This is a genomic window from bacterium (assembly GCA_040753555.1).
In the GTDB taxonomy this organism is placed as follows: domain Bacteria; phylum UBA9089; class UBA9088; order UBA9088; family UBA9088; genus JBFLYE01.
This window is the reverse complement of sequence record JBFMDZ010000098.1, coordinates 1-8088: the sequence shown is the minus strand read 5'-3', so window position 1 is coordinate 8088 and position 8088 is coordinate 1. Positions and strand designations below refer to the sequence as shown.

The following is an 8088-nucleotide window of genomic DNA, read 5'->3' as shown; positions in this document are numbered from 1 at the left end:
TCAAAGAATTTATGACTATCTCAGGATATACCTCGTCTACCTTAGAGCATAACATCTGGGAGAAGTGGTATGGAGAGGGTGCAATCTCTGCCATTAAAGCTATTCAGATAGCAAATGAAAGCAATATTCCTGTTTATGACATAGATAGCTCTAATGTAAGCATAGTGGATACATTTAACATCCCAAGCCTTGCCAAAGAAGACATTAAAAACTCAATCAATGCAGGAAACATAGCCAAATGCCCCCAATCAAGCATTAACTATCTTGGCTGGCAGGGTATAGGCTACATTATCACAGACCCAACAACCGGAGAGGGAAAGTATGAGATAGCGGATGTGAGTGGGGGGATAATTCTTATTACAAATCCATCAGGAAGATCTTATAGCGAACTTTGGGATATAGAAATGAAAGCTATAGAATATGCCCATAAAGAACTAACTACGCCGCTTGGAGACCCAATCCCAGATGATTGCACAGCCTTTGCAAGTTTTGCCCAAGATTTGGCAATTAGATGGAATGAGTATTTCAAAGAACCAACAGATTTTCTTAAGAAAAGAGAGTATTTTCTATGTAGTTTGTATGATTTGAGCGTTAGTGATGATTGGTATTTCTGGCAATTCGGTCTTTTGGGTTGGTCAGGACCAAGAATATTAAGGCCATTGTGGCTAAATACCCATTTTGAAGGAAGCTATGATGAAAAAACAAAGATTATTTTCACAGGGGGTTATAAAGTTTATGATTTAAAAGACCCTGCTATGGCTGAAGGTGTTACAGGAAAGAAAGATCACTTTGTCAGTAATGCTTTGGGAGGAAACATGGCTTATATTATCGAGATAGCAAGTAAAATATTAGGTCCTGTTACTGAATGGGTAATAGAAGTAGGAAAAGAAGAATCAACGAATGATTTAAAATATAATGCATTAGGTAGAGAGTTTGGAGATAAGATAAGAAGTGGCGAAATTTCCCTTGGTTTTAGTGAAGTGTGGGATTGGATTACGGAATATTTGCATGGGCCACTATATATACAATTGGAAAAATAGAGATGAATGCCATAACATATTTTTTATTTGAATGGAGCCCGTTTTTTCTATTATTATCTATACTTCTCCTATTTTTCTTTTTTATTCTTCCATTCGTTGTGGCAATTGATTTTAGTAGAGGCAAAAAATGGAAAATAAAGCTCCCGTACCTTTTGATTGCATTGCTATTTGATCTATCAATAACACTTATAAAACTCATCCCTAAGTCAAGATTTACTTATGATATACTTTCTATTCTTTTCATTTCCGTCTTTAATATATTGTTCTTCCTTTTTATTCGGAGAGCAAAAAGGTTAAAAATTGCTATTTGGCTTTTATTCTTTAATCTATTGATAATTTTTGCTTTAGATGGAGCTAAAAAAGTAGCAACTCTATGTAGTTGTGGAGATAGGTTTAGTGTCTTAGCTCATACAATTAAAGAAAAAGGAGATTACGCAATGGCATTTGAAAAATATAAATCCTATAAGTGTCCTATTACCGGAGTCCCATATGAATGGGCAAGAAACCCAGCGAGTGCTGATTTAGATTCAAATTTTGATTTTATGCTTTTCTGGGAAGGAAAACCACATGGAATTGTTTTTAAGTGGAGAAGGGTGGCATTTATGCATGGTGGCCAAGAGGTAAAATTAGTTCCCGAACAAGAATTCCAAAAGCTCCTAAAAGAACAACAAGGAGAGACGAAACAAAAATGAAATCTGAAAAAAGGCTAACCCTCTCTTATAAATCTGACCTAAGCCCATACAATTACCCCTGCTACCTAGTTGAGCTTATTCCAGCAATAAAGGTAGATGGGGAAGAAAAGGCAATCGGTAATCCTGTTGAGGCAGGTTCTGACCAAACCCTAGCCATTGAGATAATTATTCCAAATCAACCATTAGAAAGGATAACCAACAACATCATTGCTGGTGAATTCTATAACCTTTGTATAACCTGGCCTTCCTTCTCAAGCCAATGTGGAGAAAACCTTGGAAAAAGGCTCATTGCAAACATAGAAACCAAAGGCCCTGATTTCCTTAAGGATGGAATAATCCAAGAAGAAATTGCCGGAGACTTTCTCTTTCTCCAAGGCAAAACCTTTTTTGGTCAAGTGGGAATAATGGATGAGATTGCCTCATCCTTCCTTCATCTTCCCTACTTTAAGGAAATATGCTCTGCCAATCTCTTTCTTGAGGCAGATGTAGACTATCTCTTTGGTATGCCCTATACAATGAGCATCAGGGGTTTATCCATTGATGCTGATAGAAACATCTGTGCGGTAATTGGCTCTCAAGAAAAGATAAAAGAATTTATGACCATCTCAGGCTATACCTCATCTACATTAGAGCATAACATCTGGGAAAAATGGTATGGAGAGGGAGCAATTTCTGCCATTAAAGCTATTCAGATAGCAAATGAAAGCAATATCCCAATTTATGATATAGATGCTTCTAATGTAAGCATAGTTGATGGCTTCAACATCCCAAGCCTTGCCAAACAAGACATAAAAAATGCAATCAATGCAGGAAACATAGCCAAATGCCCCCAATCAAGCATTAACTATCTTGGCTGGCAGGGTATAGGCTACATCATCCAAAACCCAACAACCGGAGAGGCAAGGTATGAGATAGCGGATGTAAGTGGGGGGATGTTTTTGGCTACGATTGCTTACTTGCTTAAAGCTTATTTTGAACTATACCAAATAGAGAAAAAGGCTATTGACTATGCCAAGACTCTTACCAATTTAGATGGAACACCTAAAGATGATGATTGTAATACTTTGCTGCTTTTGCTCAGTATCTGGCAGATCAATGGACAGAAGATGAGTTTAGAAAAAGCTTCTTTTTGCATGCTTTATATGATTTGAGTGTTTGGAATGGTGTTTATTACTGGTATTTTGGTTTGTTAGGTAATAGTGGTCCAAGAAAAGAAAGACCACGATGGTTAAATAACCATTATGATGGAGAAGATGGATGGATGGGAGATGAGACCATTGAACATAAGCCCCACGTAGTTTCTAGTTTTAAATCAGGGTTTGAGGTTTTTTACCCAAATGATCCCGATAGAGATGGAAGAAAAGACCATTTTGTTAGCAATGCTGTAGATCCCACACTTGCTATTATTTATGATTTTTTAAACCCAGAAGAATCTCTAAATGACATGGAATATAACTATTTAGGAAGAACATTTGGGAATAACATTAAAATAAATATAGATGTTCCTTATAGAATTGAAAAGACTAAAGTAGGAGAATGGATAAAAGAAAATTTACATAAAAAATGAACATCCTAACAAATATTTTAAACAATAAAGATATGTTGATGTTGTATGGTTTGTGTGAAGTAATTACTAGGTGTGCTGCGATTGTTTTTCCATTTGTTTTAGCATATATCCTTTCTAAAAAAATAAAAAGATTATTTAGTAAAATTCTGCTTTTTACAGGTTCTGCAGGTGCTTTTTTATTTATAATGTATCTTTATACGCTGAGATATACACATAGATTCGAGATACACAATGATAAATACACCTTCGATATAAATTTGTCTATCTTATTGTCCTTCTTTTTCTATTATGGAATAGGACTACTTTTTTGTTTGAAGTTTAAAAAAAATTATTTTAAGGTTTTATCGGTGGCGGGTTTTACTTTGATCTTTATTTTATGGATAATCTTTTATTTAGAAGGTAAACATAGATTGAGTACATTTGTAGGTTGTTATTCAGATAGAATAGTGTGTGTGGCTGCTACGGAATATTCTCGAACTCACAATGGATATTATCCAGTTCAAGGTGATTGGGTAGAAATATATGGTGGAAAGTTTAAGTTTAAGTTAGGAAAAGATCTTATCTGTCCAAATACCCATATTCCCTATGAATGGACACAAAAAAGGTATAGAACGACAGATAATCCTAACTTTATGCTTACATGGGATGGTAAGCCTCATGGATTTATTTTTAAATGGAGATATGTAAATTTTATAGGAGGTTATAAAGCGGTTCCCGAAGGCGAATTCCAAAAGCTCCTGAAAGAACAGCAAGATTAATGATATGAAAGAGGAAAAAGGCAGGGAAAATTTTATTCTTTTGGTAATAAAAACAATTATAGTTGGTCTTTCAGCTTCAAATTTTTATTTGTTTATATCATCATTGGAAAACGATGAATTTTCATTTTTACAATGCAGGTTATATATCCTTATCTTCTTATTTGCTTGGATAGGATTTTCCTTCATAGTTTCAAGGCTTAATAATTCTTCATTTTTTTCTATATTGTCTAAGGATGCAATTTTCTTTTTTCCATTTTTATTATTATATCCCTTGTTGTTTTTTCTTGAAAGACTTCCTTTCCCAAATATTGTTCTTTATAAGCTTTTCTTTTTTATCCTTATCACAAGTATTGTCCTTTCTATTAAGGCTTCATTTGTAAGACCATTTCAAATAAAAGAAAATTATGGACATCTTATCCTTGGTATTTTTGTTCTTCTCTATTTTTCCATCTATTCATTCCTCTTAATTTTGAACTATTACCATTTGAGTATAATGAAGTGCGGAGACCTTACTATATTTAATCAAATCTTCTGGTATACAATTCACGGAAAGCAATTATATTCTCAAATGCTTGGCTATAACTTTCTGGGTGAGCATTTTTCTCCGATTATAATTATTTTTGCTCCATTTTATTGGATTTTCCCCCATCCCCTAACCCTTCTTATCCTTCAAACCCTAATTATTGGAATAGGAGCAATTCCATTATATATGATTGCAAAGTACAAATTAAAAAATCCATTTCTTGCTCTTTCATTTTCATTAGCCTATCTCCTTTATCCGATGACCAGCAGGATAAATCTCATTGATTTCCGCAAGCTAACCCTTTTCCTTCCACTTTTTTTGTTTTGCTTTTTCTTTCTTGAGAAAGAAAGATGGAAGCTTTATTTTCTTTTTCTCTTTCTTTCTCTAATGATTAAGGAAAATATCTCTATCATTGTAATATTTCTTGGTTTCTACATTCTTTTGATAAAAAGGAGAAGGGGAATTGGCTTTATAACCATTGCAATAGGTCTTGCTTGGGCATACCTCTCAGTAGGTGTAGTGATGCCATATATAAGGGAGGTAACATCAAAAGAAGCATTTTCTGGATACCCACATCTTGGAAGATATAGCTCTTTAGGTAAAAGCTTTTCTGAGATAATCTTAAATCTTCTGTTTCATCCCAAAGCTATTATCTTGTCTTTACCATTTGAACAAAGGTTTATAATGTTTAATAACCTCATTTATCTTTTAGTTCCTTTGGGTTTTCTTTCTCTTACAAGCATTATAATTGTGCTAGCTATTCCTGAATTTCTCCTTCAAAGCCTTTCTTCCACCACCCTTCAATACTTTTTATTAAGCGGACATTCTGCCTCTTTTATTCCCATTGTTTTACTTGCAGGGATTTATGGGGTAGCAAATATAACGAGGGTATTTCCCCAAGTAGGAAAACATCCCCTTGCTTTTTTTGGCTATATTCTCTCTTTATCCTTATTATCCAATTATTACCTTGGCTTTCCGCCTTTAAAACTAACCCTTGATGTGAGAAATTATGAATTTAAAAAACACAAAACCATTTTTTCCATCCCTCTTAATCTTAAAGACTATCAAATCCCAGAGAATGCAAAGACATTCTTTATGATAAGAAAGATTGTTCCAGACAAAGCAAAGGTTTCCTTTTCATCTGATTTAGGTCCTTATCTTTCTAAAAGAAAGACCATTCTTGGATTGGATAAATATAAAGAGGCTGATTATGTTATTCTAAACATAAAACCAAATACATGGGTATATATAGACCAAGTTTTCCAAGCACTTAATCTGCTCTTAAAAGACAAGGATTTTAAGCTTATCTTTGCTAAAAATGGCATATATCTTTTTGGAAAAATTAAGGAGGTAAAGAGATGAAGATTAAATTTGTAGCATTAAGTTTGGTTTTGGGTCTGTTTTCATTACAGGCTCAAGAGGTAGCCATCAATAAAGGGGTCATCTGGCTTAATGAAAGTCAAAGCCCTGGTGGAAGTTGGACAAGCAATCTTACAACTCCATTTGAGGCAACAGGGATTGTAGCTGATACCCTGAATTATTTAGGAACAAGAAACATTGCCTATTCCAATGCGATAAATTGGATTGAAAAGGAGCAAATCTTTAGTTCTCGCTATCTTTCACAAAAGATTAAGGTTTTGGCTGACTATGGCTCTGATACAACAGAACTTGTTGGCACGCTGACAGCCTCTCAAAATGAAGATGGGGGATTTGGAATAGCTCTTGGCTATGAAAGTGATTGTTTGGATACCATTCTTGCTCTCTCTGCCCTTAAATCTGCCAACTATTCTGATACTACGGTGATTGAATCTGCCCTTTGGTATCTTACATCAAACCAAAATGATGATGGTGGGTTTGGATTACAGGAAAGCAATGTTTATCTTACAGGTCTTGCCTTATTTACCCTAAACCAATACCGCAAAGATTATTACCTTGAAGAGGCAATCAATAAGGCATCAAATTGGCTCATCTTACAAACCCCAGAAACCCTATGGGAGAAAGCCCTGATGTATCAAGCAATAATGAAACAAGATTTGCTGGATTACATCCTAAACAACCAACAATCCAATGGTTCCTGGGATAATGACCCATTTACCACAGCATTATGTCTAAGGGCAATCAAGGATGCTGCATCTGATTTAACAATCCAAGACATCCTCTTTGACCCCCAGGTTCCCTTAGAGGGAGAAACAACCACAATTACTGCCATTATTAAAAACATTGGTGGAAGTATATCGGGAACAACCACCATACGATTTTCTCCAATCCCTAATCCCCAATCCCTAACCCTTATTCCCCCTTCTGCTACATCAACTATAACCATAATTGCAACCTTTACCTCAGGAATCCATAAGATAATCGTAGAGATAGAACCCATTATAAACGAAAGGGATAAAACAAATAACAGCTTAACAAAGAACCTCACGGTAAAAACCCTTCCTGACCTTTTTCCCCATATTAGCTTTTCTCTTGAAGAAGGAACATCTGCCACTATCATCCTTACGGTTTATAATGGAGGAGAGGCAGATGCAAATGGAATAATTCTCTCTTTTTATAAAAAATCCATCCATATTAGGGATATTTCCTTAAATCTTGAGGGTGGAAAGAATCAATCATTCTACTTTATATACCCACTATCTTCTGGAACCAATACATTTTCTTGCATTGTTGACCCAGAGAACATCATCAAGGAATCTAATGAAAGCAATAATTCAAGCACTATTACGATTGGAGGAAAAATCAAGCCAAGAATACCAGAGGAATTAACTGCAATCCCAGGGGATACTATTGTTGATCTCTTATGGAAAAGAGAGGAAAATATTTCCTATAATCTCTACAGGAGCAATGGTGGAGGAAAGGTAAGGATTCAAAAGCTAATAAGGGGAAACTTCTTTAGGGATACAAATCTTACAAATGGAATAGAATACACATACTGGGTAAGTGCTGTAGATGAGAATGGTCTTGAGAGTGAACTTTCTATTCCTGCAAAGGCTATTCCAGATTCTTTCTATGTTAACCCACCCCTTATTACACAACCCACCATTTATGGAGAGACATATTGGACAAATAATCCCATTATTACAGCAAAAGGGGATGCTAGTCCAAGTATTACAATAAAAGGTTTCCTGGATGGGATTTTGTTTGACATAACTACATCAGACCAAAATGGAAGCTTTAGCTTTAGTTCTACCTCTATCTTTGAAGGAACAAATACCGTAACATCCATTGCCATAAAAAATGGTAATGAAAGCAAACCATCCCTGCCCATAATTGTTATCCTAGACATAACCCCTCCTTCTGCACCAACCGGGCTTATAGCAACACCAGAAGACTCTGCGGTATGGCTAAGATGGGATGCAAATCCTGAGCCTGATGTTTTGGTAGCAATTCTCGGTGAAGTTATAAAGGCTATATTATCAAGCCTTCCTGGAAAATAAGAAAATATTTTTCGCAAAAAAAGCCTCTTAAGGTTTCCTCTCAAAAATGCCGATATATTATATAGAATGCA

General features: G+C 35.2%; 7 protein-coding genes. All 7 read left to right on the top strand.

Annotated elements, in window-relative coordinates:
• Positions 1-1040, top strand: a 1040-nt coding sequence (locus AB1630_08440; GenBank protein MEW6103821.1) for a hypothetical protein, incomplete at its 5' end; no start/stop codon positions are given.
• On the top strand, positions 989-1732 hold the full coding sequence (locus AB1630_08435; GenBank protein ID MEW6103820.1) for a hypothetical protein: 744 nt from the start codon (positions 989-991) through the stop codon (positions 1730-1732). The genes AB1630_08440 and AB1630_08435, both read left to right, overlap by 52 nt.
• Positions 1729-2883: a hypothetical protein gene (locus AB1630_08430; protein ID MEW6103819.1), complete on the top strand. Its 1155-nt coding sequence runs from the start codon at positions 1729-1731 to the stop codon at positions 2881-2883. Before AB1630_08435 ends, AB1630_08430 begins: the two co-directional genes overlap by 4 nt.
• Positions 2884-2993: 110 nt before the next feature.
• On the top strand, positions 2994-3299 hold the full coding sequence (locus tag AB1630_08425) for a hypothetical protein (protein MEW6103818.1): 306 nt from the start codon (positions 2994-2996) through the stop codon (positions 3297-3299).
• Complete coding sequence (locus AB1630_08420; GenBank protein MEW6103817.1) at positions 3296-4057, top strand: hypothetical protein; 762 nt, start codon at positions 3296-3298, stop codon at positions 4055-4057. Before AB1630_08425 ends, AB1630_08420 begins: the two co-directional genes overlap by 4 nt.
• 4 nt (positions 4058-4061) lie before the next feature.
• The gene (locus AB1630_08415) at positions 4062-5942 is read left to right on the top strand and encodes a DUF2079 domain-containing protein (protein MEW6103816.1); all 1881 of its coding nucleotides are present in this window, start codon (positions 4062-4064) and stop codon (positions 5940-5942) included.
• Complete coding sequence (locus tag AB1630_08410) at positions 5939-8017, top strand: CARDB domain-containing protein (GenBank protein MEW6103815.1); 2079 nt, start codon at positions 5939-5941, stop codon at positions 8015-8017. The genes AB1630_08415 and AB1630_08410 overlap by 4 nt, the downstream gene beginning before the upstream one ends.
• Positions 8018-8088: the final 71 nt, after the last annotated feature.